This is a genomic window from Ferrovibrio sp. GW821-FHT12B10 (genome assembly GCF_058807515.1).
The window spans coordinates 616,376-642,345 of sequence record NZ_JBXAQT010000001.1 but is presented as its reverse complement, the minus strand read 5'-3'; the positions used below and the strand labels follow the sequence as shown (position 1 = coordinate 642,345).

Below are 25,970 nucleotides of genomic sequence, written 5' to 3'. Positions count from 1 at the left end.
GATGGGCGCTCACTTTTCCGTTTCAACAAGACCTTTGACGAACCAGCGCTGCATCAGCACCACCACCATGACCGGCGGCAGCAGGGCCAGCACGGCCATACCCATGATCACCGGCCACTCATAGAAGGCATCCGTCGAGCGCACCAGGCGGCCGATGGCCAGCACGATGGTCTGGTAGCGCGTGTCGGATGCGATCAGCAGGGGCCACAGATATTGGTTCCAACCGTAGATGAACTGGATCACGAACATTGCCGCGATGCTGGTGCGGGTCAGCGGCACCAGGATCTGCCAGAAGAATCGCATGGGCCCCGCGCCGTCGATGCGGGCGGCCTCCACCAGCTCGTCCGGCACCGTCATGAAGAACTGGCGGAACAGGAAGGTGGCGGTGGCGGACGCGATCAGCGGCAGCACCAGGCCGGTATAGGTATCCAGCAGCCCCAGATCGGCGACGATCTTGTAGGTGGGGATGATGCGTACTTCGACCGGCAGCATCAGGGTGATGAAGATCATCCAGAAGAAGAAGTTCTTCAGCGGGAAGCGGAAGTAGACGATCGCGAAGGCCGAGAGCAGCGAGATGATGATTTTGCCCACGGCGATCGAGATCGCCATGATCAGGCTGTTCATCATCAGCAGCAGGGCCGGGGTCGCTCTGGCGACGCCGGCGATCTGCGGGCCATCGAACAGCGCCTGCGCGGTGTTGCGGAACAGATCGGCGCCAGGCAGCAGCGGCATCGGGAAGGACGACAGGTCCTGGATGTTATGCGAGGCGGCGATGATGGCCAGATAGATCGGGAAGGCGACGATCAGCGCCGCCAGGATCAGGGTGGTGTGGCCGACGGCGTCGGCGATCGGGCGGCGCTCGATCATCAGTAATGCACCTTGCGCTCGATGTAACGGAACTGCACCACGGTCAGCGCGATCACGATGCCCATCAGGATCACTGACTGCGCGGCCGAACCGCCCAGGTCCTGCGCTTCAAAGCCGTCATACCAGACCTTGTAGACCAGGATTTCGGTTGCCTTGGCCGGGCCGCCGCGGGTCAGCGAGTGGATGATGCCGAAGGTCTCGAAGAAGGCATAGACCACGTTGACGACGATCAGGAAGAACAGGGTCGGCGACAGCAGCGGGAAGATGATGGTCCAGAAGCGGCGGATCGGGCTGGCGCCATCAATGGCCGAGGCTTCGATCAGCGACTTCGGAATCGCCTGCAGGCCGGCGAGGAAGAACAGGAAGTTGTAGGAAATCTGCTTCCAGGTGGCGGCGACCACCACGACGGCCATCGCCTGATCGCCATCGAGCAGGAAGTTCCAGTCGTAGCCGACCAGGGTGAAGAGATAGGCCAGCACGCCCTGGCCCGGCATGAAGACGAAGTTCCACAGCGCGCCGGCAACGGCAGGCGCCACGGCATAGGGCCAGATCAGCACGGTCTTGTAGAAGGTGGCGCCGCGAATGACGCGATCCGCCATGGTGGCCAACAGCAGGGAGATGCTGAGGCCCAGCGTGGTGACCAGCACGCTGAACAGCGCGGTCACCTTGAAGGAGTGCAGATAGTACTCGTCCTCGAACAGGGCAGCGAAATTCTCGAGCCCGACGAACTTGCTGCTGATGCCGAAGGCATCTTCGCGCAGCACCGACTGCACGACTGCCTGACTCGCGGGCCAGAAAAAGAAGATCACCGTGATGGCGATCTGCGGCGCGATCAGCAGATACGGCAGGAATTTGTTATGAAAGACGACTCGTTTTTCCATGGGCGCCATAAGGAAAGCCCGCGCCTTTTAAAGTCAAGGCGCGGGCTCCCTTTACCTCAAAAGGATATTAACGCTTGTTGTCGCGCTCGAACTGGCGGAGCAGGCGGTTGCCGCGCTCCACCGCCGTATCAAGCGCTTCCTTCGGCGACTTCTTGTTCGACCAGACGGCTTCCAGCTCCTCGTCCATCACGTCGCGGATCTGGACGAAGTTGCCCAGGCGCAGACCCTTGGAGTTTTCCGTCGCCGGGTTCAGCAGCATCTGCTGCACCGAGGTGTCGGTACCCGGGTTGGCGGCGTAGAAGCCCTGGGCCTTGGTGGCTTCATAGGCCATCGGGGTGATCGGCAGATAGCCGGTTGCCTTGTGCCAGGCGACCTGGGCCTCGGTCGAGGACAGATAGTCGAAGAACTGGGCTACGCCCTTGTATTCCTCAGCCTTGTGCTTGGACAGAACCCAGAGCGAAGCGCCGCCGATGATGGAGTTCTGCGGCGCGCCCTTCACGTCGGAGTAGTAGGGCAGCATCGCCGTGCCCCAGGCGAACTTGGCGGCCTTGAAGGTCGCATAGCCGCCCGAGCTTTCCATGGTGATCGCGCATTCGCCCGACAGGAACTTCGGGTTCGGGATGTTGGCGCGGCCGTTGTAGGCGAACAGGCCTTCGTTCATCCAGGTCTTCAGCTGGGTGATATGGCGGACATGCAGCGGGCTGTTGAACTGCAGCTCGGTGTCAAGGCCGGCCATGCCATTCTGCTTGGACGCGAAGGGCACGTTATGCAGCGCCGAGAAATTCTCGAGCTGAATCCAGGTCTGCCAGTTCGACTGCATCGGGCAGGCGATGCCGGCGGCCTTCAGCTTCTTCAGCACGCCGTCCATGTCCTGCCAGGTGCGCGGCGGCTTGTTCGGGTCAAGGCCGGCCTTGGTGAAGGCGTCCTTGTTGTAATACATGATCGGGGTCGAGGAATTGAACGGGAAGGACAGCATCTTGCCGTCTGGCGTGCTGTAATAACCCGTCACCGTGTTGATGTAGGTGGTCGGGTCGAACTTGTAGCCGTTTTCCTGCATCAGCTGGTAGACCGGCTTGATCGCCGGACCCGAGGCCATCATGGTGCCGGTGCCGACTTCGAACACCTGCACGATATGCGGGCCCTTGCCGGCGCGGAACGCAGCCATCGAGGCCGTGAGGGTTTCAGGGTAGCTGCCCTTGTTGGTGGCGATGACGCGATACTTGTCCTGGCCCTTGTTGAAGCCTTCGGCCACTTCGTTGACGCGCTCGCCCAGGGCGCCGGTCATCGCGTGCCACCACTGCAGCTCGATGCGGTTGGCCTGCGCCATGGCGCCGGTGGCGCCCATGGCCACGGCAGTACCGGCGAGCAGCGCAAAAGCGGCGCGCGCGAGTTTCCCTGTCGATTTCATTGTTCAGTCTCCAGTGTTAAAGAAATCCGCCCTGAGTCGGGTGGCCGACTTTTTTTATGGTTCCTACGATGACGATCGCACGTAAGATTTGTTACGGTTATATGACAAGGGGCGGCCGTTGACCAAGCCTTATTCTGCGCCTGTGGAAATCGAATCCGACCGGTTGAGGGTCGGCGCGCAGAGCTTCCCCTTCCTGGTCAAGCGTGACGCAAGGGCCCGCCGCATGCTGCTGCGGGTCATGCCGCGGGACGGTTCGGTGGTCCTGGTGCTGCCGACTCGGGCCAGCCTGAAATCCGGACAAAGATTCGTGACCGAGCAGGTGGCCTGGATTCTGGCCCGGCAGGAAGAGCGTCCGGCGACGCAGCCCTGGGAGGACGGGGCGACTCTGCCGCTTTATGGTGCACCGCACATTATTAGGCACCGCCCGGCCGGCCGTGGTGGGGTTTGGCTGGAGAGCGGGGAAATCCATGTCACTGGCCAGGCCGAGCACCTGCCGCGCCGCCTGCGCGACTGGCTGAAGCGCCGGGCCCGCGAGGAATTCGGCCTGCTGGCCCGCGAGATGGCTGGCGGCATCGGCGTATCGGTCAGCCGCGTCACCGTGCGCGACACCCAGAGTCGTTGGGGCAGCTGTTCGGCGCATGGCAACCTGTCCTTCTCCTGGCGGCTGATGCTGGCTCCGCCCACCGTCGGCCGCTATCTGGTCGCCCATGAAGTGGCGCATCTGCGCCATATGGACCACAGCACCGCTTTCTGGTCGCTCTGCGCGCAGCTGCTGGGCGGCGAGGCCGAACTGCGCACCGCCCGCGGCTGGCTGCGTCGGCACGGCTCCACTCTGCATCTGCACGGCTGAAGGATGGCGGCATGAAAATCTCCGGGCGCGCGCTGCCCCGTGATTCCGCCGCCCTGGTGATCCTGCTCGGTTGCGCCACCGCGCTCGGGCCGCTCAGCACCGACATGTATCTGCCTTCGCTGCCGGCGCTGGCCGCGCTGTACGGCACCGATGCGGCCGCGGTGCAGCTAACTCTCAGTGCTTTTCTCGCGGGCTTCGCCGTCACCCAGCTCATCTATGGCCCCGTTTCGGACCGCTTCGGCCGGCGGCCGGTGATGCTGTTCGGCATTGGGCTCTACACGCTGGCCTCCATCGGCTGCGCCTTCGCCGGCAGCATCGAATGGCTGATCGCCTGGCGCTTCCTGCAGGCGCTGGGCGCCTGTGCTGGCGTGGTGCTCGGCCGCGCCATCGCGCGCGATCTTTTCGAAGGCGCCGCGGCGGCGCGCGCGCTGTCGATGATGGCGATGGTGTTGGGGCTGACGCCGGCGGTGGCGCCAATCCTGGGCGGCTATCTGCATGCCGGTCTGGGCTGGCAGGCGAATTTCATCGCCATGGCCCTGATCGGCTGCCTGCTCGGCACCTGCGTGCTGGTGTTCCTGCCGGAAAGCAACCAGCACCGCAATCCGCTGGCCACCCGCATCGGCCCGATGCTGCGCAACTTCGCCACGCTAGCGCGGCATCCCGGCTTTCGCGGCTATGTGCTCTGCGTCTCCTTTTCCTATGGCGGCATGTTCGCCTTCATCTCCGGATCATCATTCACGCTGCGCACGGTGTTTGACATCGGCGAGACGACATTTGGCTATTGCTTCTCGCTGATCGTCTTTGGCTATCTCTGCGGCGGCTTCATCGGCGCGCGGCTGACGGTGCGGCTCGGCGTCGATCGCATGCTGGGACTTGGTACGCTGCTCTGCGCCACCGGCGGCTGCCTGATGGCGCTGCTGCAGCTCTGGGCCTGGATGGCGGGCGGCAGCTGGCACTGGTTCAGCCTGATTGGCCCGATGATGCTGTTCACCATGGGTCTCGGCCTCACCATGCCGCAGGGTCAGGCCGGCGCCCTGCAACCCTTTGCGCATATGGCCGGCGCGGCGGCGTCGCTCATGGGCTTCGTGCAGATGAGCATGGGTGCGGCCACCGGCATTCTGGTCGGCCATGCGCTGAACGATACCGCGCTGCCCTTAAGCTTCACGCTGGCGGGGATGGGCATGGCGACGCTGCTCAGCTATCTGCTGATCGTGCGTCGGCTTAAGAACTCTGTTGTCTAGGGATTGAGGCGGCTGAGCAGCCAGCTGCTGGTGCGCTCGATCACGCTGGGATCGATCTCGCCCTGGAAGCCTGGATCCTTGTCATTCTGCAGCGGCTTCAGGTTATGGCTGCCACGCGGCACGATCACCAACGCATGGTCGTCGTTGCTGCGTGCCTGCAATGCGCGGTCGAGCACCAGCGCATCGCGTTCGGGCGAAACCTGGATATCGGCATCGCCCTGCAGCACCAACACTGGGCCGGCATACTTGGCCGCCAGCGCCGGCGGATCGAGTTTGGACAGCGCTTGCAGGAACGGGCCGATATAGAACGGATACAGGATGGCCAGACCATTCGGCACGTTGTTCGGCACTGTACCGGTCTCGCGGATGGTCTTCAGGATGCGGTCATTCTCGCCGAGGAAAAACTTGCGCTGATTTTGGTTGGCTTTCTGCTCGGTCAGCAGGCGGCCGATTTGATCGCGCAGCACGGCGTCGAATGGCCGACCCGGGGTGGATGCCAGGATCAGGAAGGCCGGCTGCTCGGCGGGGACCAGCCGGCCGGTGAGATCGAGCGCGATGAGGCCGCCTTCGGAATGGCCGAGGAAGCCGGTCTTCATCATGTTGATGCCGGGCTGCGCGCGCAGGAAGGCATAGGCCGCATAGGCGTCGTCGATATAGCGGTTCCAGGAAAAATAGGTCGGATATTGCGTGGTGTCCGCCGGGATGCTGGCGGCATTGGCAGGCAAGCCGCGCTTGTCGTAGCGCAGGGTCGCGATGCCTTTCTGCGCCAGCCCTTCGGCGATCTGGCGCAACAGGTCGCTGCGGATGGTTGGCGGCTGATTGCCATCGCGATCCGTCGGCCCGCTGCCCTGCAGCAGCAAGATACCGGGCAGCTTGCCCCTGACATTGGCCGGTGCGGTCAAGGTGCCTGACAGCACGCTGCCGTCGTTGGAGGTGAAGGTGACCAGCTGGTTGGCCACGCCCTCTGCTGCTGCCGCGTTCATCGCGGCGAACAGGATTGGCGCAGCCAGCACCACGCCAGCCAGTCGTGCCGCCCAAGGTCTCACTGCCGCACCGCCTGCGGGCCGACCTGCCAGATCATCTGCGGTTCACCGGATTGCTGCTGCGGCAGGGGCTGCATCTGTGCGGGATCGGCGGCCGGCGGCGCCGCCGGTTCAATATAACTGCGCGGCGGTGGCGGCACGGGTGCGTTGCCGCGCGTCTGCGCCTGGGCCGGCTGCGCGCTGCCGCCGAAGCTGCCGACAATACGGTCCCACAGCGAGGGCAGGCTGAAGCTGCGGCTCGGCGGCTGCGGGAGGTCGCTGACAGGACGGCCCTTCATGGCGTCGGCCATGAAACTGCGCCAGATTTGCGAAGGCAAGCCCGCGCCGCTGACTTTCTTGGTCGGCGAGTTGTCGTCGTTGCCGACCCAGACCGATGCCACCAGATCAGGCGTGTAGCCCACGAACCAGGCATCGCGATAGTCCGAGGTCGTACCGGTTTTGCCGGCGACCGGGCGGCCGATCTGGGCAGCGCGGCCGGTACCGCGCTCGACCACGCCGCGCAGCAGGTCGTTCAGGTCGCCCAGCGCGTCGCCACCGATCATATGGGCGTAGGCGCCGCCGGTATCGCGACGGAACAGCGAAACATTCTGCGCATTGCGGATTTCCAGCACGCCATAGGGCTGCACGGCATAGCCGCCATTGGCGAAGGCGGTGTAGGCCGAAGTGAGTTCCAGCACACCGACTTCAAAGGCGCCCAGCGCCAGCGAGGGATGCGGCTTCAGGTCGCTGGTGATGCCGAGCCGCCGCGCGGTCTCGATCACCTTGTCGCGGCCGACCTTTTCGTCGACCTGCACGGCGATGGTATTGATCGAGCGCGCCACGGCGTCGCGCATGGTCATCGCGCCATGATACTGGCCGTCGTAATTGCGCGGCTTCCAGCCTGCGACCTCGATAGGCTGGTCGATGAACTGGTCATCGGGACGGATGCCCTGTTCCAGCGCGGTGAGAAAGACCAGTGGCTTGAAGGCTGAGCCGGGCTGGCGACGCGCCTGGGTCGCGCGGTTGAACGGGCTGTCGATATAGTCGCGGCCGCCGACCATGGCGCGCACCGCGCCATCGGGCGCCAGCGCCACCAGCGCTGCCTGGTCGACATCCTGCTTCTCGGCTTCGCGGTCCATGATGGTGCCGACCGCGCGCTCGGCGCTGCCCTGCAGGCGGCTGTCCAGCGTGGTGTAGACGGTAAGATCGGCATGGTCGCGGCCGACGAGCTGGTACACCTCGTCGATCACCCAGTCGGCGAAGTAGCGCGCATTGGGCAGGGGCAGGCGCGAGCGCGCCAGTTGCGTCGGCTTGGCGATGGCTGCCTCGGCGGCCTCTGCGGTGATATAGCCGGCCTCGACCATGTTGCGCAGGACCTGCGCACCGCGGGTCTGTGCCGATTTGATGTTGCCGGTTGGCGCCAGTCTGGACGGCGCCTTCAGCAGGCCGACCAGCATGGCGCTCTCGCCCAGCGAAAGCTTGGCCGCCGGCTTGTCGAAATAGCGCTGCGCCGCCGCTTCGACGCCATAGGCGCCGGCGCCGAAATAGACGCGGTTGAGATACATCTCCAAGATCTGGTCCTTGGTGAAGCGATGCTCCAGCCGGAAGGCCAGCATCAGCTCCTGCACCTTGCGTTTCAGCGTGCGGTTCGGGCTGAGGAAGACATTCTTCGCCAGCTGCTGGGTCAGCGTCGAACCGCCTTGTACGGTGCGGCCGGCGCGCAGGTTGGCGTAGGTGGCGCGCGCCAGGCCGATCGGGTCGATGCCGAAATGGCTATAGAAGCGCCGGTCCTCGGTGGCCATCAGCGCCTGCGGCAGCGCTGGCGGCAGATTTTTAAGCGCCTGATGCTCGCCATAGAGATCGCCATAGGTGGCCAGCACCATGCCGTCGGCGGCCTTCAGCGTGACCGAGCTTTTGCGCTCGACGATATAGAGGTCGTCGAAATCGGGCAGGTCATAGGCATACCAGGCGACCAGGCCGCCGCAGGCGACCAAGCCCCAGATGCCCAGCACCAGGGCGAGGCGGCCGAGCTTGCCGAGCGTGCCCCCGCTGCCGCCCAGCCAGGCACCCCGGAAGACCGCGGAGGCGCGGTTGGCAAGGCCGCCCTTGCGGCGGCCGGAGGTGGAGGACTTTTTGGGCGAGCGACGCGGCGTACGGGCCATGACTGAGTATGAATCGGGTCCGGAAAGGGGAAAAGCACCGGACTGACCGGCAGGCGGGGTGTGGCAGGGGAATGTGACGGGTTTAGGGCAGTTGACGGCAGGGGGATATCGTATGTTATAAAATAACATATAGAGACATCCCGATGCATGACCACAGCTCCCACAGGCACGCCCTGAAACAAGCCCCGGCCTTCGACCTGCCCATTGCCGCGCTGACCGCCGGTTGGTGGATGCGGCTGGCCGCGCTGCTGCCGGTGATCGCGCTACTCTGGGCCGCCATCGCCTGGGCGCTGGGGGTGGAGTGATGACCTGCGCAGCCGGCGAAATCCGCCTCGACAACGTGACGGTCGCCTATGACCGCCATCCGGCCGTACATCATGTCAGCGGCCGGTTCGCGCCCGGCTCGCTCACGGCCATCGTCGGTCCCAACGGTGCCGGCAAGTCGACGCTGCTGAAGGCCGTGATGGGCCAGATGCCGCTGGCCGACGGCAGCATCGAGCGCGGCCCGATCAAGGCCCGCGACATCGCCTTCCTGCCGCAGCAGGCCAGTATCGACCGCGCCTATCCCATCTCAGTGCTGGAACTGGTGCTGCTCGGCCATTGGCAGCGCGCCGGCGCCTTTGGCCGCATCGGCCGCGACGGAGTTGCTGCGGCGCGCGATGCGCTGCATGCGGTTGGCCTCTCCGGTTTCGAGAAGCGTCCGCTCGGCACGCTCTCGGTCGGACAGGCGCAGCGCGCGCTGTTTGCCCGCGTGCTGGTGCAGGATGCCCGCGTCATCCTGCTGGACGAGCCGTTCAACGCCCTGGATGCGCGCACCATCGCCGACCTGCTGGCGCTGATGAACCGCTGGCATGGCGAGCAGCGCACGGTGATCGCGGTGCTGCATGACTTCGACCTGGTGCGGCAGAATTTTCCCGACGCCGTGTATCTGGCACGCCGCCTGATCGCCTGGGGCCGGAGCAGCGATGTGCTGACCCCGGAAAACCAGCTCGCCGCCCGCCGCATGGCGGAATCCTGGGACGAGGACGCGGCGCTCTGCCACGTCGACAACACGCATAATCACAATCACACCCACGCGGCCTGATCCCATGGCTGCACGCTGCCGGAGACGCGCATGAGCGCAGTCTGGAATTCTGTTTGGGATTTCCTGTTCGGTCCCTTCGCCGAATTCGCCTTCATGCGCCGGGCGCTCGTTGCCTGCTGTGCGCTGGCGCTCGGCGGCTCGCCCATCGGCGTGGTGCTGATGCTGCGCCGCATGAGCCTGTTCGGCGAGGCGATGAGCCATGCCATCCTGCCCGGTGCCGCCATCGGCTTTCTGGTCGCCGGCTTTTCCCTGCCGGCCATCAGCATCGGCGGCGTGATCGCCGGCCTGGTGGTGGCGATTGCCGCTGGCGCCGCCACGCGCGCCACCGACCAGCGCGAGGATGCCAGCTTTGCCGCCTTCTACCTGATCGCGCTGGCGCTGGGCGTCACGCTGATCTCCACGCGTGGTTCGGCCGTCGACGTGATGCAGATCCTGTTCGGCTCGGTGCTGGCGGTGGATGAGGCGGCGCTGCTGCTGCTCGGCGCGGTCGCCAGCATCAGCCTGCTGGTCTTTGCCACCATCTATCGCCCATTGCTGGCCGATGGTTTCGATCCGGAGTTCCTGCGCAGCGTACGCGGCGGCGGCACGCTGTATCACTTCATCTTCCTGGGGCTGGTGGTGGTTAATCTCGTCGCCGCCTTCCAGGCGCTGGGCAGCCTGATGGCGGTGGGCCTGATGATGCTGCCGGCGCTGGCCGCGCGCTACTGGAGCCGCTCGCTGATCGCCGGCATGCTGATCGCCGCCTTCATCGCGATGATCTCGGGCTATTGTGGCCTGCTGCTATCCTTCCATGCCGACCTGCCGTCCGGTCCAGCCATCGTGCTGTTCGCCGGCGCCGCCTATTTCCTGTCGCTCGGCTGCGGCCGGCAGGGCCTGATCATGCTGTGGCGCCAGCGCCGCCATCTGGAAGGCTGAGCATGCGCCGGCTGTGTCTCGCGGTTCTCGCCGCATTGCTGTTCGTGGCCCCGGCGCAGGCCCAGCAGGCCGCGCCGAAGAAGGTGATCGCCAGCTTCACCATTCTGGCCGATATCGCCGCCCGCATCGGCGGCGACCGCGTGACCGTGACCACGCTGGTGCCGGCCATGGGCGATGCGCATGTCTACCAGCCGGCGCCGTCCGATGCTCGCGCGTTGGCGCAGGCCGATATCCTGATCGCCAACGGGCTGAATTTCGAAAGCTGGCTCGACCGTCTGGTCGCCGCATCGGGCTTCAAGGGGACGCGCATCACCGCCACCGACGGCATCCGCCCGCGCCTGATGGTGCAGAAGCGGGATGCGCATGGGCATAACCATGCCGACCACGATCATGGTCCGGCCGATCCGCATGTCTGGCACGACCTGCCGCGCATGCAGACTTACGTCGCCACCATCACGGCCGGTCTGGCGGCGGCCGATCCGGCCTATGCCGATCAGTATCGCCGGCGCGGCGCGGCCTATGCCGCCGAGCTGAAGGCCCTGGATGCCTGGGCGGAGGCAGAGTTCGGCAAGCTGCCGCGCGCCTATCGCAAGGCAATCACCCAGCACAGCGCCTTCGGCTATCTGGCCGACCGCTTCGATATCGAGTTCCTGTCGCCGCAGGGCGTGACCACGGAATCAGAGGCGTCGGCCGATGGCGTGGCCAAACTGATCCGGCAGATGAAGCGTCAGCGCGTGCAGGCGCTGTTCTTCGAGAATATCGTCAATCCACGGCTGATCGAGCAGATCGCCAAGGAAGCCAAGGTGAAGGTCGGCGGGCGGCTCTATTCCGATGCGCTGTCGCCGCCGGGCGGCGAGGCCGACAGTTACGTGAAGATGTACCGCATCAATGTCGAGCGGCTGATCGCGGGCATGCAGCGCGCCGATTGATGGGTGCGGTGCTGCAAAAGATGCTGCGCTGAAAAGATATCGGCCCGGCTGCTGGGCAGCCGGGCCGATGGACGCTGCTAGTGTAAGTCTAAATCTTACAGGGCGTCGTCGTCGCTTTCGCCCGTGCGGATGCGCAGGGCCTTCTCCAGATCGACCACGAAGATCTTGCCATCGCCGATCTGACCGGTCTTGGCTGCATTCTGGATCGCCTCGATCACGCGATCGGCAAGGGCGGATTTCACCGCCACTTCGATCTTGACCTTCGGCAGGAAGCTAACGGCGTATTCCGCCCCGCGATAAATCTCGGTATGGCCTTTCTGTCGGCCAAAGCCCTTTACCTCGGTTACGGTCAGGCCCTCGACGCCGAGGCTGGTAAGAGCCTCGCGTACTTCGTCGAGTTTGAATGGCTTGATGACTGCCATGACCAGTTTCATGTGTCTCACTCCTCAGCGTTGTTGGCCGGTGTCTGGGTCGTTGCCCGCACGGCGCGTCGTCGCCTTTCCCACCCTTCAAGAACCGTGCCGGTCGCCCGACACGAGTCGGACACCACTTTAGCCGCCGCCGAGGCGGACAGGAAAGGCCGCGGCGCGGCTTTCTGCCCTATTCTCGGCGGCACTGCCAAAAGATTAGGCAGTGGACTCGGTTTCAGCCGCCCGCAATCAGGCGGTTTGCCGCCGAGGTCACGGCCTTGAGCGACGCGGCGACGATATTCCGGTCACGGCCTACCCCGAAGAGGGTCGAACCGTCGGGGCGCTTCACCTCCACATAGGCCACCGCTTCCGAGGAGGCGCCGCCATTGGCCGCCGTGGGGGCGATGGCATGCTCGCGGTAATCGATCAGGTTGATCGACACCCCGGCATGGCGGTTCAGCGCGTCGATATAGGCATCGATCGGCCCGGTGCCGTGGCCTTCCAGTTCGACCGCCTTGCCGCCGTCCTTGAGGCTAGCGGTCAGGCTGCGGCGCTCGCTCTGATGCGGGTCGGGCAGGGTGCGATGGCTGCCGAAGCTGAACCGGCCTTGCGGCTGGGTCAGGTATTCCGACTGGAAGGTGCCCCAGATCAGCTGCGGCGAGATTTCCTTGCCGGTGCCGTCGGCGATGCGCTGGATCACCTGGCTGAACTCGATCTGCAGGCGGCGCGGCAGTTCGAGGCCGTAATCGGTTTCCAAGACGTAGGAGATGCCGCCTTTACCAGACTGGCTGTTGATGCGGATCACCGGCTCGTAGGCGCGGCCCACATCGGCGGGGTCGATCGGCAGGTATGGCACCTCCCAGACGCCGTCATTGCGCTGGCCCTGTGCCGTCATGCCTTTCTTGATCGCATCCTGGTGCGAGCCCGAGAAGGCCGTGAAGGCCAGTTCGCCCACGTAAGGATGACGCGGATGCACCGGCAGCTGGTTGCAGTATTCCGCCGTGCGGGCGACCGATGTGATATCGCTGAAGTCGAGTTCCGGATCGACACCCTGGCTGAACAGGTTCATCGCCAGGGTGACAACATCGACATTGCCGGTGCGTTCGCCATTGCCGAACAGCGTGCCTTCCACGCGGTCGGCGCCGGCCATCACACCCAGCTCGGCCGCCGCCACGCCGGTGCCGCGGTCGTTATGCGGATGCAGGCTGAGGATGATGCAGTCGCGATTCTTCACCTTGCGCAGGAAATACTCGATCTGGTCGGCATAGATGTTCGCCGTGCTCATCTCCACCGTGGCCGGCAGGTTGAAGATGATCTTCTTCTGCGGCGTAGGCTTGATCACGGCCATCACGGCTTCGCAGATCTCGATCGAGTAGTCGATTTCGGTGCCGGTGAAGCTTTCCGGGGAGTACTGGAACACCCAGTCGGTTTCCGGCGCCGCATCGGCGAGCTGTTTCACCAGTGTCGCCGCATCGGTGGCGATCTTGGTGATGCCAGCCTGGTCGAGGCCGAAGACCACCCGGCGCTGCAATGTGGAAGTCGAGTTGTAGAAATGCACGATGGCGCGGTGCGCGCCTTTGAGCGCTTCAAACGTGCGGGTGATCAGTTCCGGCCGCGCCTGGGTCAGCACCTGGATGGTGACATCCTCGGGGATCAGCTTTTCCTCGATGATCTGGCGCACGAAACTGAAGTCTGTATCCGACGCCGCCGGGAAGCCGACCTCGATCTCCTTGAAGCCGAGCTTCACCAGGGTTTCGAACATGCGCAGCTTGCGTTCCGGCCCCATCGGTTCGATCAGGGCCTGGTTGCCGTCGCGCAGGTCGACGCTGCACCAAGTCGGCGCCTTGGTGATGGTGCGGTTGGGCCAGGTCCGGTCGGGCAGGTTGATCGGCTGGAACGGTCGGTACTTGTGGAAATTCATTTTGGGCGGAGTGATGGCTTTGGTCATTGGGTTCGCTCCTGAGCGAAAAATACGGTTCAACGGTGACGGAAGGGCCATGGATGGCCGCTGACAGAGGCCCGCTGTTCAGCGGCCGCCGGTAAGTCGCAGTCGAAGCGTCAGGAGCTGCGCGGCGCGATGCGCAGCGGCAGGACTGAAACCATTATGATAAGGCGAGATGGACATGAAAAACCGACCGGTTGAGAGACTGCGCACGCACTCCGAGGCGTCCCGACCCTGCTTACAGGATCGGGCAGCTAAGAAGTAGGATGCTCAGTCGGGCGGTTTTGTTCATATCCCCAACAAATTGCCAGTCCGCTTCGCCCGCGTCAAGTCGACCGTTGCCGCAGCGCAAACACACCGGTAATGTCCCCGCGTTTCAGGGACTTGGGCCGTCCCGCCAGAGATCTGGCCGGCCCGGGCCATAAAGTCTCAGTCTGGGAAGAGGCGCATGAAAAAAGTTTACCCGAATGCCAAGGCGGCGCTGGAAGGCATCGTCCGCGACAACATGATGGTGATGTGCGGTGGCTTCGGCCTCTGCGGCCTGCCGGAACGGCTGATCGACGCGCTGATGGACAGCGGCGTGAAGGGCCTGACCTGCGTGTCCAACAATGCCGGCGTCGATGGCGCCGGCCTGGGCAAGCTGCTGGAGACCCGCCAAGTCAAGAAGATGATCTCGTCCTATGTCGGCGAGAACAAGATCTTCGCCAAGCAGTATCTGGCCGGTGAACTGGAACTCGAATTCAATCCGCAGGGCACCATGGCCGAGCGCATTCGCGCCGGCGGCGCCGGCATCCCGGCCTTCTTCACCAAGACCGGCGTCGGCACCCTGATCGCCGAGGGCAAGGAAGAGCGTGTCTTCAACGGCGAGCGCTACATCATGGAAACCGGCCTGGTCGCCGACATCTCGCTGGTGAAGGCCTGGAAGGCCGACACGGCGGGCAACCTGGTCTACCGCAAGACCGCGCGCAACTTTAACCCCGCGATGGCCACGGCCGGCAAAATCACCATTGCCGAAGTGGAAGAGATCGTCGAACCCGGCCAGCTGGATCCCGACAACATCCATACGCCGGGTATCTATGTGCAGCGCGTCATCCTTGGCGCGCCGTACACCAAGGTCATTGAAAACCGCACCGTGCGCAAGCGCGCCTGAGCCAAGAAGGAGACACGCATCATGGCTTGGACCCGCGATGAAATGGCCGCCCGTGCAGCGAAAGAGCTGAAGGACGGTTTCTACGTCAACCTGGGCATCGGCATCCCGACGCTCGTCTCGAACTACATCCCCGATGGCGTCGACGTCGTGCTGCAGTCGGAAAACGGCATGCTCGGCATGGGCCCGTTCCCCTATGAGGGCGAGGAAGATGCCGACCTGATCAATGCCGGCAAGCAGACCATCACCGAACTGCCGCTTTCCAGCTTCTTCGGATCGGACCAGTCGTTTGCGATGATCCGCGGCGGCCATATCGACCTGTCGATCCTGGGCGCCATGCAGGTGGCCGAGAACGGCGACCTCGCCAACTGGATGATCCCGGGCAAGATGGTCAAGGGCATGGGCGGCGCGATGGATCTCGTCGCCGGCGTGAAGCGCGTCGTCGTCGTCATGGAGCACAATTCCAAGGACGGTGAGAAGAAGCTGCTCAAGCGCTGCGACCTGCCGCTGACCGGCGCCGGCGTCGTCGACATGGTGATCACTGATCTCGCCGTCTTCACTGTCGATCGCAAAGGCGGCGGTATGACCCTGATCGAGCGCGCGCCCGGCGTGACACTCGAAGAGCTGAAGGAAAAGACCGGCGCCGATTACACGATCGCCGCCAGCGCCAAATAAAAGCTGGGTAAATTCGGTTCACTTTCCAGACCCCGGCAGGCGACTGCCGGGGTCTTTCGTTATAGGCATGACGCTACGCCAACTTGCGTGTTCGCCCTGAACGTCATTACGTTGCCAATGGGGTTTAGGGGGAATTGCAATGATCCGCAAACTGCTCGCTGTGTCGGGCATCGCCATCGTGGCGGTGGCCGCTGTCGCCGTATATCGCGCCATGATGTTTGTGCCGCCGGTTGCGCCGGTCCTGCAGTCCGCCAGTTACGCGGTGGACGGTAACGCCACGGCGCAGCGCCTGTCGCAGGCCGTGCAGATTCCCACCATCTCGCAGCAGCCGCCGCTACCCACCGATCCGGCGCCCTTCGAGCGCTATATCGCCTGGTTGGCGGAAGCCTATCCCGAGGTGCATGCGCGGCTGAAGCTGGAGCGCCTGGGCGGCCACAGCCTGCTGTTCAGCTGGACGGGCCGTGAGGTCGCGGCCAAGCCGGTACTACTGACCGCGCATTACGATGTCGTGCCGGTGATCCCCGGCACCGAGAGGGATTGGACCCAGCCGCCGTTCGGCGGCGTGATCGCCGACGGCTATGTCTGGGGCCGCGGCACGCTGGATGACAAGGGCGCGATGATCACCTTGCTGGATGCGGTGACCTGGCTGCTCAAAGAGGGCTTCCAGCCGCGCCAGACAGTTTACCTGAGCTTCGGCCATGACGAAGAGATCGGCGGCCTGCAGGGCGCCTCTGCGGTTGCCGCGCATCTTAAAAGCCAGAATGTGCGGCTCGACTGGTCGCTGGATGAAGGCTCCTTCGTGCTGGATGGCATCGTGCCCGGCCTGGGCCTGCCTATTGCCAGCATCAATGTGGCCGAGAAAGGCTATCTGACGCTGGAGCTGACGGCGCGGGCCGCCGGCGGTCATTCCGCCATGCCGCCGCGCGAGACCGCCGTGGGCATCCTGGCGGCGGCATTGGTGAAGCTGCAGCAGGCGCCATTGCCCGGCGGCATGGACGGCGTCACCGCCGACGCCTTCGGCGCCATGGCGCGGCATATGTCCTTCGACAAGCGCCTGCTGTTTGCCAACCAGTGGCTGTTCGGGCCGTTGCTCGATTTCGCCCTGTCGAAGTCGCCCACCACCAACGCCATGCTGCGCACCACCACTGCGCCCACCATGCTTTCGGGCAGCATCAAGGAAAATGTGCTACCCATCGAAGCGACAGGCACGGTGAATTTCCGCCTGCATCCGCGTGACACCATCGACAGTGTCACGGCCTATGTGAAGAAGACCATCGACGATGACCGTATCACCGTCACGCCGGGTGTGACCTTCATCTCCAATCCGTCGGCGGTGGCTGGCAGCGACACGCCGATCTTCCGCGCCATGGCCGACGCGGTGCGGCGCAATTACGGCGAGGTCGCGATCGCGCCGGGCCTGACCATCGCCGCCACCGACAGCGTGCATTACGGCACCGTCTCGGATAACGCCTACCGCTTCAATCCGATGATGATCACGCCGCAGGACCTGACCGGCTTCCATGGCACCAACGAGCGGCTGTCCATCGAGAACCTGGTGCGGGCGACGCGCTTCTATATCGATTTGTTGAAGACGGCGGCCAACTGACTGGTTGCGGGCCGGCGGCGATGGCGGGAGAATGGGGCAAGCCAACACGGAGGTCGCCTCATGCCTGCCCGTCGCGCTCTGCTCGTTACCGCTTTCGCTCTGCTGTCAGGGGCGGCTTTCGCCCATCACGGCTGGGGTTCGTATGACTCCAATACCGTGCTGACCCTGGACGGCACGGTGGAGAGGGTGAACCCCGACAACCCGCATGCCGAACTGCGGCTCAAGACCGCGGACAAGACCTGGACGGTGACGCTGTCGCCGCCCTCGCGCATGGCCAGCCGCGGCAAGCCGGTCACCGATATCAAGGCGGGCGACAGGGTGGTGGCGGTGGGCTATCCGAACCGTGGCGTGCCCGACGAGATACGGGCCGAGCGTCTCACCCATAACGGCTTCACCGTGGAGTTGCGCTAGGTGGAGCACGCCGCCTCGCATCATCCCTGGCTGGTGGCGTTGGAGCAGTCTGCCCTGGGCGACGCCATGCGCAGTTCGATGCTGCTTTATCCCGCCGTCGAGGTGCTGCACATCCTCGGCTTCGTGCTGCTGGTCGGCAGCATCGTCGGCTTCGATCTGCGCCTGCTGGGCCTGAGCCTACAGTTGCCGGCGGCGCCGTTCGCCCGGCATGCCGTGCCGCTGGCCATGCTCGGCTTCTTCATGGCGGCGCCGACCGGCTTCCTGTTGTTCAGCACCGAAGCCACCAGCATCGCGGTCAATCCGGCTTTCCAGGTCAAGCTGGCCTGCGTCGCCATCGGGCTGGCCAATGCAGGGCTGTTCCATCTCGGGCCCTGGCGCAGCATGGCGCTCTGGGGCGTCACCACGCATGTGCCGGCTGTTGCCCGCATCGGCGCGTTGGTGTCGCTGCTGGCCTGGTGCGGCGCTGTCATCGGCGGCCGCCTGATCGCCTACCTTTAATCATCAGCCTTCTTTTCGCCGCAATTCGACGCAGCCTGTGCGCGCATTGCATTCACTCCGCATGCGTTCGGGTCTGGGACAAAAAAGCGATGCGATGAAGCGAGGCGGAACCGCGACGGCAGGGTCGCGTTTGATGCGCATCGCTCGGCGGAAAACAGCGGAACGTTCGTGAGTGTCCAGCGTTTGGATATTGCCAAGATGCGTTTCGCCCCCACGCTGACGGCTCATAAGGAGAAAAGCCATGTTTGCGCGTCGCACATTCCTCTCACTCATTGCCGCTACCCTCGCCCTGTCCTCGATGGTTGCCTGCGCCTCGCGCAGCTATGCCATCAATGGCACCGTGTCCTATCGTGAACGCCTCATCCTGCCGGCTGACTCGGTGATCGTCGTCCGCCTGGAAGATATCAGCAAAGGCCAGAACTATCCGGTGGTCGTCTCGGAGCAGCGCATCATGCCGAACAGCGCCGCGCCGACCACCTTCTCGCTGCCGTACGACTATAACGGCGTCAACCCGAATGCGACCTACGTGATCAACGCCTGGATCGAGCAGGGCGGCCGCATCATGTTCCGCAACAACAAGATCTACCAGGTGCTGACCAAGACCGCGCCGGCCAACAACATCCATGTTGAGCTGGAGCAAGTTGCGGCCGTGTTCGTACCGCAGCCGGTGACGACGGTTCCGGCCGCGCCGGGCACCGTGGTGCAACAGACCACCACCACGACTACCACGCCGAGCGGCGCCGTGATCGTGCAGCCTGCCCCGGCCGCCCCGGGCACCTACTATGTGCAGCCGGCGCCGGCCGCCGTGCCGTCGGGCACCGTCATCCTGCAGCCCTACCGCACCTACTAAGCCTCAGCCCCACCGGCTGAAGTGAGACGGGGCCTGCTCCTTCGGGAGCAGGCCCCGTTTTTTTGTTTTCAGGGGCAGGGCGCGTCGCGGAAACTGTAGACGCGGTCATCGGCCGGCGCGAAATCCGCCCGGCGTTCGGGTGCGGCATCGCCACGCACCGCCCATTCCGGCGACACCGTGGTCTGGTAGATCAGGCAGACCGTGCTGCCGTTGCGCTGCTGGCGATGATATTCCGCCTTGGCCGCCAGATGGTTCTTCTCGTCCAGCAACCGCGTCTCGCCATTGTCCACCACCACCCGCCAGTGCAGCAGGCCGCCGTCCTGCAGGCGCAGCGCGACCGGCCCCGGTTGCGCCGGCAGCAGGATCATGTCGCGCAGCACATAGCCGCCGGCTAGCACCGCGCCCGCCTCGAAGCGCAGCGGCGGTGCCGGTGGTTCGGCCAATGCGGCGGTTGGGATCAGGAGCAAGACTGGCAGCAGACGATGCATGCTGCCAGTCTAGCATGGAGATGAATGACTAGGAGTCCTTGCGCAGCCGGTCGATCTGCTCACGTGCCTTGTCGCGATGCGTATCCGTGATGCTGCTCTCCACCGCCTTGATGGCGGCGAGGATCACGGCCAGGTCGTCGCCATAGCCGAAGGCGCCCAGGATGTCGGGGATCACGTCGATCGGCACGATGAAATAGCCCAAAGCGCCAAGCAGGATGGCCTTGGCGCCGGTCGGCGTCTTCGGATCGACGGCCGCGAAGAAGGCCGACAGAAAGGTTTCGCCAAACGGCAGGTAGCTGACCGTCTTTTTCAGCTTGCGCCAGAAGCGCCGCGTCAGGCGCGGCTGTTCAATCGCCAGGCGCGCCGGATCGGCGGGCAGCTGATAGGACGGAGGATTGGGGTCCAGGCTCACGGTTTCCATATGGGGAGGGTTTTCGGCCGCTGCAAGCCGGAGGCTGCAAGACCGACTGGCTTGTGGAATACTTGGCCAGAGGCAGGTTTTCACATGCATTTTCGCCTGACCATGGTCCGGATTGCCGTCCTGCTGATCATTCTGATGGGCCCAGCCTGTGCTGCGGACCGGCTCAGGCTGGTGACAGGCGATGATTATCCGCCGTTTGCCGATCCGCGTCTGCCCGGCGGCGGTCTGGCCACCATGCTGGTCGGGCAGGTGGTCGCCGCGATGGGAGAGACCGCGACGCCGCCCGATTACCTGCCCTGGCGCCGCGGCTACGAAGAGACGCTGCGCGGCCGCTATGACGCGACCTATCCCTATATCCGCACGCCGGATCGCGAGCGCGAGTTCCTGTATTCCGATCCGCTGTTCCATGTGCGGCAGGTGCTGTTCATGTCGACGGCACGCACCTTTCCCTTTCGCACGGTCAGCGATCTGGAGGGGCGACGCCTCTGTCTGGCGCTTGGCTATGCGCCGCCGGCGCTGGTGCAGGCGCTGATCGATCAGAAGAAGATCGAAACCATGATGCCGGGCACGGCGGCCACCTGCCCGGGCCTGGTGGCGGCGGGGCGTGCGGATTTCTTCATCCAGGACCAGCGTATCGGCACGGCATTGATGGCGCGGATGGGCCTGGGCGACCAGATCACCGTTGTCACCGAGCCGCCGATCGGCAGCACCAATATTCATTTCATCGTGCCGCGCCGCCGCCCGGATGCAGAGGCCCTGATCGCGCGCTTCAATGCCGCGCTGGCCCGCCTGCGCACCGACGGCACCTACGACCGGCTGCTGCTGGAGTGATCCGATAATCCTGGATATGGCAAACGTGGAAATACGGGACCGGGTGGTCTATAAACGCCACCGGAATAGTTACGATATATAACGATCAAGGGAGCATGTGATGGATCTCAAGGGTGTAGGCGCGATTGTCACCGGCGGTGCCTCGGGTCTGGGCGCGGCCACCGCGCGCGCGCTGGCTGGGGCCGGCGCCAAGGTCGCCATCTTCGACATGAATCTGGAGTTGGCCGAGCAGACCGCCAAGGAGATCGGCGGCGTGGCGGTGAAATGCGACGTGGCTGACGGCCCGGGCGGCGAAGCCGCCGTGAAGGATGCCATCGCCAAGGTCGGTCCGGTGCGTGTGCTGGTCAACTGCGCTGGCGTCGGCACGCCGATGAAGGCGGTGGGCAAGGACGGCCCGGTGGCGCTGGAGAAGTTCATCAAGGTCGTGCAGATCAACCTGATCGGCACCTTCAACATGATCCGCCTGGTGGCGCATCACATGCAGCAGCAGCCCGAGATGGCCGACAAGGAGCGCGGTTGCATCATCAACACCGCGTCGGTCGCCGCCTTCGACGGCCAGATCGGTCAGCCGGCCTATGGCGCCTCGAAAGCTGGCGTGCATGGCATGACGCTGCCGCTGGCGCGCGAGTTCGCCCAGTTCGGCATCCGCGTCTGCACCATCGCGCCGGGCCTGTTCGGCACGCCGATGATGTTCGCCCTGCCGCCGGAAGCGCAGGAGTCCTTAGGCAAGTCGGTGCCGTATCCGTCGCGCCTGGGTCGCCCCGAGGAATATGCAGCCCTGGCCAAGCATATCTGCGAGAACACCATGCTGAACGGCGAGACCATCCGTCTCGACGGCGCGCTCCGGATGGCGCCCCGCTAAGTCAAAAACACGTAGATGCCCGGGTCAAGCCCGGGCATCTACGACTTTCTTCCGGCCGCCGGTTCACCCCCGGCGGCCGTTTTCTTTGCCTTTTGGCCGGGGGAGCGGCTTGCCCGGCCCGGTGATTCCCGCTACCCCTTGGGCCGACCATTTCCACCCCCATACGTCTAACTTGGCACGTGTAATTCCGGAGGATTTCCCTATGGCGCGCAAGAAAATCGCCCTCATCGGCGGCGGCAATATCGGTGGCACCCTGGCCCTGCTGGCCGGCATGAAGGAACTCGGCGATATCACCATCTTCGACGTGGTCGAAGGCCTGCCGCAGGGCAAGGCGCTCGACATGGCCCAGGCGGGCGCGGTCGAAGGCTTCGACGCCAAGCTGCGCGGCACCCAGGATTACGCCGACATCGCCGGTTCGGATGTCATCATCGTCACCGCCGGCGTCGCCCGTAAGCCGGGCATGAGCCGCGACGACCTGCTCGGCATCAACATCAAGGTCATGCAGGCGGTTGGCGCCGGCATCAAGGCGCATGCGCCGAACGCCTTCGTCATCTGCATCACCAACCCGCTCGACGCCATGGTCTGGGTGCTGCGCGAAGTCTGCGGCCTGCCGCATAACAAGGTGATCGGCATGGCCGGCGTGCTCGACAGCGCCCGCTTCCGTCACTTCCTCGCCGAAGAGTTCAACGTCTCGGTCAACGACGTGAACGCCTTCGTGCTCGGCGGCCATGGCGATACCATGGTGCCGCTGATCCGCTACTCGACTGTGGCCGGCATCCCGGTGCCCGACCTGATCAAGATGGGCTGGTCGACCCAGGAGAAGATCGACAAGATCATCCAGCGCACCCGCGATGGCGGCGCCGAGATCGTGGCGCTGCTGAAGACCGGTTCGGCCTTCTACGCCCCGGCCTCGTCCGCCATCGAGATGGCCGAGAGCTTCCTGAAGGACAAGCGCCGGGTGTTGCCCTGCGCCGCCTGGCTCGACAAGGGCAAGTACGGCCAGTCGGGCATGTATGTCGGCGTGCCGGTGGTGATCGGCGCCAATGGCGTCGAGAAGATTGTCGAGATCCAGCTCAATGCGGATGAGCAGAAGATGTTCGAGCATTCGGCCAATGCCGTGAAGGGCCTGGTCGACGCCTGCAAGGCGATCGATCCGAGCCTCGGCAAGTAAATCTCTTCAGCTTCGGCTGACACAGGCGGCGCGCCGGACATCCGGCGCGCCGTTTTGCGTTTCGGGTTATACTGGTGACGACTCATGCTTATGGAGACCAGTACGCATGCGCCTGATCATCGCGATCTTCTTGCCCTTCCTGCTGTTCTTCACCATCGGCCGGCCGATTGCCGGCATCCTCTGCCTGATCCTGCAGATCACTCTGATCGGCTGGATTCCGGCGGCGCTCTGGGCGGTCTATGCGCTGAGCCAGTACAGCACCGCCAAGCAGATCGAGAAGGCGACGGGCCGGCCCGTCTGACGGCCGATATCATTGGCCTGCATGCGAAGGTATGCGGCGCGGTGATCTTGCCGCAGGGTCCGAATGTTGCTATAATGTTCCATTGCGGGTATTACCCGCAGCCTGAACAGCGGGAAGTGGAAACGAAGGTCAAATAAGCGCAAATAAGGGTCGGATAAGGCCGGATAGCGGTCGGATAGGCCGGGATTGTAAAGGTACAATTTCGAACTTGCCGGCCCGGCCGGGTCCTCCTAGTCCTGACGAGAGGCCAAACGCGCGTGCAGGAGCCAACGCCATGACCACCTCATCTCCCGCCCTGACCTGGCGCACGCCCATGCTGGTCATCGTCGTGGGCTGCATCATCGCGCTGCTGAATTTCGGCGTGCGCTCCGGCTTCGGCCTGTTCCTCGAACCGATCAGCGCCGCCAATGGCTGGGGCCGCGAGGTCTTCGCCTTCGCCATTGCGCTACAGACCGTGCTCTGGGGCTTCGGCCAGCCCTTCGCCGGCGCGCTGGCGGATCGCTATGGCTCGGATCGCGTGCTGGCCGTCGGCGCCGTCTTCTATGCCGCCGGCGTGGCGCTCACCGCCTATGCCTCCACCCCACTGATGCTCAACCTCACGCTCGGCATGCTGCTGGGCATGGGGCTGGCCGGCACGTCCTTCACCGTGGCGCTTGCCGCCATCGCCCGCATGGTGCCGCCGGAAAAGCGCTCCTGGGCGCTCGGCCTGGGTACGGCGGCTGGCTCGATGGGCCAGTTCCTCATGGTACCGCTCAGCCAGGGCTTCATCGCCGCCTATGGCTGGTCGTTCGCGCTGCTGCTGCTCAGCCTGTTCGCGCTCGCCATCGCGCCGCTCGCCACCGTGCTGGGCGGCAGGACGGCCGAGAATGCCGGGCCCAAGCAGTCGCTGAGCGAGGCGCTGAAGGAAGCCGGCGGCCAGAAAAGCTACTGGCTGCTGATCTCGGGCTTCTTCGTCTGCGGCTTCCACGTCTCCTTCATCCAGACTCATCTGCCGGCCTATATCGTCGACCGCGGCCTCGATCCGCAGACCGGCGCCTGGGCGCTGGCGCTGGTCGGCCTGGCCAATGTCGTTGGCTCCTATACGGCCGGCGTGCTGGGCGGCAAGCGCTCGAAGAAATACCTGCTCAGCTTCATCTATGGCGCGCGCGCGGTGGTGATCACGATCTTCGTGCTGATGCCGATGACCACGGTGAGCGTGCTGATCTTCGCCTTCACCATGGGTCTGCTCTGGCTGTCCACGGTGCCGCTCACCTCCGGGCTGGTGGCGCAGATTTTCGGGCCGCGCTACATGGCCACGCTGTTCGGCATCGTGTTCTTCAGCCATCAGGTCGGCGGCTTCCTCGGTGTCTGGCTCGGCGGCCGGCTGTTCGATCTCACCGGCTCCTACGACATCGTGTGGTGGATATCGATGGGCCTGGGTATTTTTGCCGCCATCGTGCACTGGCCGATCGACGAGCGTGCGCTGGTGCGTGTGGCCCCGGCTGCGGCATGATGATGATGCGCGACAGGAAAAGCCCGTCTTTCGCCGGCCTGCACTGGCTGGCGCTGGGTTTCCTGTGCGCCGTGCTGGTGATCTGGGCGGGCATCTTCGGGCTCACACTGCGCCGTGCCGAACTGCCGCCCGAAGCTGTCGGCCGCGTCGTCGCCGTTTATCCCTTCGGCTGGTCGGGCCAGCAGAGCATGGCCGCGGCCATGAAGACCGAGGCGCGGCTGGTGCGCGAAACCTGGCTGCCCAATGCCATCGAACTGGCGTCTGATGATCCCGGCTTTGCCGCGCGGCTGCGGGCCGCCGGCGCCATCGGCGTCTATCGCGCCCAGCCCTTCGATGTCTTCACGCTGGCCGGCTGCACCGGCATGGTGCCGCTCAAGCCCCAGGCCGGGCCGGCTTCACTCCGCCGCCTGGGTTGAGTCTTCCCGGGCTGAGTCTTCCCGGGCTGTGTCTTCCTCGACCGTCATGTAGGGCATCGGCACAATGCCCAGCTTGTCGAGCAGTGCGCTGTCGCGGTCCTGGCCCGGGTTGGGCGTGGTCAGCAGCTTGTCGCCAAGGAAGACCGAGTTGGCGCCGGCCAGGAAGCACAGCGCCTGCAGCTCGTCGCTCATGTTCTGGCGCCCGGCCGACAGCCGCACCATCGATGTCGGCATGATGATGCGGGCGACCGCGATCATGCGCACGAAGGCGATGCCGTCCAGCGGGGCGGACTCGCCCAGCGGCGTGCCGCCCACCGGCATCAGCATGTTGATCGGCACGCTTTCCGGATGCACCGGCAGGGTTGCCAGGCTGTGCAGCAGGCCGACGCGGTCGGTGGCCTGTTCGCCGATGCCGACAATGCCGCCGCAGCAGACCTTCATGCCAGTCTTGCGCACATGCGCCAGCGTGTCGAGGCGATCCTGGTAGCTGCGTGTGGTGATGATGTCGCCGTAATGCTCGGGCGAGGTGTCGAGATTATGGTTGTAGTAATCGAGGCCTGCCGCTTCCAGCTGGCCGGCCTGCTCCTCGGTCAGCATGCCGAGTGTGGCGCAGGTCTCCATCCCAAGCGCCTTCACTTCGGCGATCATGCTGCAGACCTTGTCCAGGTCATGGTCCTTGGGGTTGCGCCAGGCGGCGCCCATGCAGAAGCGGCTGGCCCCCTGCGCCTTGGCTGCTTTCGCGGCTGCCAGCGTGGCGGCCGCGTCCATCAGTTTCTCGGCCTTCACGCCGGTCTTGAAATGCGCGCTCTGCGAGCAGTAGCCGCAATCCTCCGGACAGCCGCCGGTCTTGATGCTCAGCAGCATGCTCATCTGCACCTGGTTGGCGTCGAAATGACGGCGGTGCACCTGCTGCGCCAGATAGGTCAGGTCACTGAACGGCAGGGCGAACAGGGCAGCGATTTCCTCGCGCGTCCAGTCGTGGCGGGGCTCGGCAAGGGCGCAACGCGCAGTAAGGGTGGGGATATCCACAGTGGTGGCGGTCATGGGGAGCGCTCCTGTTGCCGGGTCGCGACTGCACTAGCCTGCGGAC

At 64.7% G+C, this 25,970-nt stretch carries 28 protein-coding genes; 18 read left to right on the top strand and 10 right to left on the bottom strand.

What is annotated here, in order from left to right:
* Positions 1–9: 9 nt before the first annotated feature.
* From ugpE to ugpB, 3 genes are all read right to left on the bottom strand, one after another.
* Entirely contained in the window at positions 10–867 is an 858-nt protein-coding gene (gene ugpE, locus AC1RRT_RS03345) for a sn-glycerol-3-phosphate ABC transporter permease UgpE (protein WP_493012288.1), read from the bottom strand.
* Positions 867–1,748 (bottom strand): sn-glycerol-3-phosphate ABC transporter permease UgpA, encoded by an 882-nt coding sequence (ugpA, locus tag AC1RRT_RS03340; RefSeq protein WP_493015125.1) that lies wholly within the window; start codon positions 1,746–1,748, stop codon positions 867–869. Before ugpA ends, ugpE begins: the two co-directional genes overlap by 1 nt.
* A 67-nt stretch (positions 1,749–1,815) precedes the next feature.
* Entirely contained in the window at positions 1,816–3,156 is a 1,341-nt protein-coding gene (ugpB, locus tag AC1RRT_RS03335) for a sn-glycerol-3-phosphate ABC transporter substrate-binding protein UgpB (protein WP_493012287.1), read from the bottom strand.
* Between the two features lie 118 nt (positions 3,157–3,274).
* On the opposite strand from ugpB, the gene AC1RRT_RS03330 reads away from it, so the two are divergent.
* Together AC1RRT_RS03330 and AC1RRT_RS03325 are read left to right on the top strand one after the other, a co-directional pair.
* Positions 3,275–4,006 (top strand): M48 family metallopeptidase, encoded by a 732-nt coding sequence (locus AC1RRT_RS03330; RefSeq protein ID WP_493012286.1) that lies wholly within the window; start codon positions 3,275–3,277, stop codon positions 4,004–4,006.
* Between the two features lie 11 nt (positions 4,007–4,017).
* A complete protein-coding gene (locus tag AC1RRT_RS03325; protein WP_493012285.1) occupies positions 4,018–5,247 on the top strand; it encodes a multidrug effflux MFS transporter in 1,230 nt (409 codons plus the stop codon).
* On the opposite strand, the gene AC1RRT_RS03320 is transcribed toward AC1RRT_RS03325, so the two are convergent.
* On the bottom strand, positions 5,244–6,293 hold the full coding sequence (locus AC1RRT_RS03320; RefSeq protein ID WP_493012284.1) for an alpha/beta hydrolase family protein: 1,050 nt from the start codon (positions 6,291–6,293) through the stop codon (positions 5,244–5,246). The two genes, AC1RRT_RS03325 and AC1RRT_RS03320, sit on opposite strands and share 4 nt — an antisense overlap.
* Positions 6,290–8,431, bottom strand: a complete 2,142-nt coding sequence (locus tag AC1RRT_RS03315; RefSeq protein WP_493012283.1) for a transglycosylase domain-containing protein — start codon at positions 8,429–8,431, stop codon at positions 6,290–6,292. The genes AC1RRT_RS03320 and AC1RRT_RS03315 overlap by 4 nt, the downstream gene beginning before the upstream one ends.
* A 143-nt stretch (positions 8,432–8,574) precedes the next feature.
* Between AC1RRT_RS03315 and AC1RRT_RS03310 the strand changes: the two genes are divergently transcribed.
* The 4 genes from AC1RRT_RS03310 to AC1RRT_RS03295 are packed head-to-tail and all read left to right on the top strand — an operon-like array spanning position 8,575 to position 11,359.
* Positions 8,575–8,736 carry a hypothetical protein gene (locus AC1RRT_RS03310; RefSeq protein WP_493012282.1) on the top strand — a complete coding sequence of 54 codons (162 nt, stop codon included), beginning with the start codon at positions 8,575–8,577 and terminating at the stop codon, positions 8,734–8,736.
* Positions 8,736–9,515: a metal ABC transporter ATP-binding protein gene (locus AC1RRT_RS03305; protein ID WP_493012281.1), complete on the top strand. Its 780-nt coding sequence runs from the start codon at positions 8,736–8,738 to the stop codon at positions 9,513–9,515. The genes AC1RRT_RS03310 and AC1RRT_RS03305 overlap by 1 nt, the downstream gene beginning before the upstream one ends.
* A 30-nt stretch (positions 9,516–9,545) precedes the next feature.
* Positions 9,546–10,430 carry a metal ABC transporter permease gene (locus tag AC1RRT_RS03300; protein ID WP_493012280.1) on the top strand — a complete coding sequence of 295 codons (885 nt, stop codon included), beginning with the start codon at positions 9,546–9,548 and terminating at the stop codon, positions 10,428–10,430.
* Between the two features lie 2 nt (positions 10,431–10,432).
* Positions 10,433–11,359, top strand: a complete 927-nt coding sequence (locus tag AC1RRT_RS03295) for a metal ABC transporter solute-binding protein, Zn/Mn family (protein ID WP_493012279.1) — start codon at positions 10,433–10,435, stop codon at positions 11,357–11,359.
* A gap of 95 nt (positions 11,360–11,454) precedes the next feature.
* Here AC1RRT_RS03295 and AC1RRT_RS03290 read toward each other — a convergent pair whose 3' ends face one another.
* Both AC1RRT_RS03290 and leuA read right to left on the bottom strand, forming a co-directional pair.
* The gene (locus AC1RRT_RS03290; RefSeq protein ID WP_144066887.1) at positions 11,455–11,793 is read right to left on the bottom strand and encodes a P-II family nitrogen regulator; all 339 of its coding nucleotides are present in this window, start codon (positions 11,791–11,793) and stop codon (positions 11,455–11,457) included.
* 211 nt (positions 11,794–12,004) lie between these two features.
* A complete protein-coding gene (gene leuA, locus AC1RRT_RS03285) occupies positions 12,005–13,717 on the bottom strand; it encodes a 2-isopropylmalate synthase (RefSeq protein ID WP_493012278.1) in 1,713 nt (570 codons plus the stop codon).
* A 442-nt stretch (positions 13,718–14,159) separates the two neighbouring features.
* On the opposite strand from leuA, the gene AC1RRT_RS03280 reads away from it, so the two are divergent.
* The 6 genes from AC1RRT_RS03280 to AC1RRT_RS03255 all read left to right on the top strand — a co-directional run bounded on the left by AC1RRT_RS03280 (position 14,160) and on the right by AC1RRT_RS03255 (position 18,898).
* Positions 14,160–14,861, top strand: a complete 702-nt coding sequence (locus AC1RRT_RS03280) for a CoA transferase subunit A (protein WP_493012277.1) — start codon at positions 14,160–14,162, stop codon at positions 14,859–14,861.
* A gap of 21 nt (positions 14,862–14,882) precedes the next feature.
* A complete protein-coding gene (locus tag AC1RRT_RS03275) occupies positions 14,883–15,533 on the top strand; it encodes a 3-oxoacid CoA-transferase subunit B (RefSeq protein WP_493012276.1) in 651 nt (216 codons plus the stop codon).
* 139 nt (positions 15,534–15,672) lie between these two features.
* Positions 15,673–17,139 carry a M20 family peptidase gene (locus AC1RRT_RS03270; protein WP_493012275.1) on the top strand — a complete coding sequence of 489 codons (1,467 nt, stop codon included), beginning with the start codon at positions 15,673–15,675 and terminating at the stop codon, positions 17,137–17,139.
* A 60-nt stretch (positions 17,140–17,199) separates the two neighbouring features.
* Positions 17,200–17,550: a DUF6152 family protein gene (locus tag AC1RRT_RS03265; protein ID WP_493012274.1), complete on the top strand. Its 351-nt coding sequence runs from the start codon at positions 17,200–17,202 to the stop codon at positions 17,548–17,550.
* On the top strand, positions 17,551–18,048 hold the full coding sequence (locus tag AC1RRT_RS03260; RefSeq protein WP_493012273.1) for a hypothetical protein: 498 nt from the start codon (positions 17,551–17,553) through the stop codon (positions 18,046–18,048).
* A gap of 241 nt (positions 18,049–18,289) precedes the next feature.
* The gene (locus tag AC1RRT_RS03255; protein ID WP_493012272.1) at positions 18,290–18,898 is read left to right on the top strand and encodes a YbaY family lipoprotein; all 609 of its coding nucleotides are present in this window, start codon (positions 18,290–18,292) and stop codon (positions 18,896–18,898) included.
* Positions 18,899–18,966: 68 nt separating this feature from the next.
* Here AC1RRT_RS03255 and AC1RRT_RS03250 read toward each other — a convergent pair whose 3' ends face one another.
* Both AC1RRT_RS03250 and AC1RRT_RS03245 read right to left on the bottom strand, forming a co-directional pair.
* Positions 18,967–19,386 carry a hypothetical protein gene (locus AC1RRT_RS03250; RefSeq protein WP_493012271.1) on the bottom strand — a complete coding sequence of 140 codons (420 nt, stop codon included), beginning with the start codon at positions 19,384–19,386 and terminating at the stop codon, positions 18,967–18,969.
* A 28-nt stretch (positions 19,387–19,414) separates the two neighbouring features.
* Positions 19,415–19,807, bottom strand: a complete 393-nt coding sequence (locus tag AC1RRT_RS03245) for a YkvA family protein (RefSeq protein ID WP_493012269.1) — start codon at positions 19,805–19,807, stop codon at positions 19,415–19,417.
* Positions 19,808–19,891: 84 nt separating this feature from the next.
* On the opposite strand from AC1RRT_RS03245, the gene AC1RRT_RS03240 reads away from it, so the two are divergent.
* The 6 genes from AC1RRT_RS03240 to AC1RRT_RS03215 all read left to right on the top strand — a co-directional run bounded on the left by AC1RRT_RS03240 (position 19,892) and on the right by AC1RRT_RS03215 (position 24,880).
* Positions 19,892–20,638: a substrate-binding periplasmic protein gene (locus AC1RRT_RS03240; RefSeq protein ID WP_493012268.1), complete on the top strand. Its 747-nt coding sequence runs from the start codon at positions 19,892–19,894 to the stop codon at positions 20,636–20,638.
* Positions 20,639–20,738: 100 nt separating this feature from the next.
* Positions 20,739–21,500, top strand: coding sequence for an SDR family NAD(P)-dependent oxidoreductase (locus AC1RRT_RS03235; protein WP_493012267.1), 762 nt, complete (start codon positions 20,739–20,741; stop codon positions 21,498–21,500).
* 202 nt (positions 21,501–21,702) lie between these two features.
* On the top strand, positions 21,703–22,671 hold the full coding sequence (mdh, locus tag AC1RRT_RS03230) for a malate dehydrogenase (RefSeq protein ID WP_493012266.1): 969 nt from the start codon (positions 21,703–21,705) through the stop codon (positions 22,669–22,671).
* A gap of 106 nt (positions 22,672–22,777) precedes the next feature.
* Positions 22,778–22,972 (top strand): YqaE/Pmp3 family membrane protein, encoded by a 195-nt coding sequence (locus AC1RRT_RS03225; RefSeq protein WP_493012265.1) that lies wholly within the window; start codon positions 22,778–22,780, stop codon positions 22,970–22,972.
* Positions 22,973–23,246: 274 nt separating this feature from the next.
* On the top strand, positions 23,247–24,464 hold the full coding sequence (locus AC1RRT_RS03220; RefSeq protein ID WP_493012264.1) for an MFS transporter: 1,218 nt from the start codon (positions 23,247–23,249) through the stop codon (positions 24,462–24,464).
* Complete coding sequence (locus AC1RRT_RS03215; protein WP_493012263.1) at positions 24,461–24,880, top strand: hypothetical protein; 420 nt, start codon at positions 24,461–24,463, stop codon at positions 24,878–24,880. Before AC1RRT_RS03220 ends, AC1RRT_RS03215 begins: the two co-directional genes overlap by 4 nt.
* Here the strand turns inward: AC1RRT_RS03215 and bioB are convergent.
* Positions 24,860–25,924, bottom strand: a complete 1,065-nt coding sequence (gene bioB, locus AC1RRT_RS03210) for a biotin synthase BioB (RefSeq protein ID WP_493012262.1) — start codon at positions 25,922–25,924, stop codon at positions 24,860–24,862. The genes AC1RRT_RS03215 and bioB overlap by 21 nt on opposite strands.
* Positions 25,925–25,970: the final 46 nt, after the last annotated feature.